Annotated in this window: 2 pseudogenes; both read left to right on the forward strand. The window is 22.1% G+C overall.

From position 1 onward, the window contains the following. Positions 1-152 (forward strand): annotated as a pseudogene (locus AMO19_RS02590) (signal recognition particle-docking protein FtsY); the annotation flags it as partial. 67 nt (positions 153-219) lie between these two features. Beyond that, positions 220-598, forward strand: a pseudogene (locus AMO19_RS02595) (serine/threonine protein phosphatase); the annotation flags it as partial.

Below are 598 nucleotides of genomic sequence, written 5' to 3' on the forward strand. Positions count from 1 at the left end.
AATTAGATGGCACTTCTAGAGGAGGCGTATCTTTAGCCGTATCTGAAGAAGTAAATTTGCCTATTAGGTTTATTGGAGCTGGAGAAGGTATAAAAGATTTGAGACCATTTAATAGTTATGAATTTGTAGAGGCTATGCTTGCAGATAAATAAATATTTAATTAATTTTTTTTAAAAGCTTAAATTTAATGTTAAAACATATTTATCTAATAAATTTGTTTTGACAAATAATCAAAAAGACAAAATATTTTCGAATAAATTTATTCAAAATTTTTTAGAAAACGATTCTAAAGTAACTTTAAAAAACGAATATAAATTTGCTGAAATTGCATCTTCCCTAGCATATTATTTAAAAACATTTTCCAACATAAACAAATTTCTGGACTATGTATGTTTAATTTTTAAACATATTTTTTCTGAAAATATAATTTTAATTATTCCCTTAAATGATGATGGTGAGATATGGAACGAAAATATAAAAATTTCTGTTAATTATGAAAATTTATCAATTCAAGAAAAGATTAATTGTTTTTTGGATCAATTTCATTTTTCAAAAAATTTTAAAATAAAAGAAATTCTAACTTTTGAAAAAGCTTTAA

Origin of the sequence: Prochlorococcus marinus (assembly GCF_001180245.1) — a bacterium.
Taxonomy (GTDB): domain Bacteria; phylum Cyanobacteriota; class Cyanobacteriia; order PCC-6307; family Cyanobiaceae; genus Prochlorococcus_A; species Prochlorococcus_A marinus_F.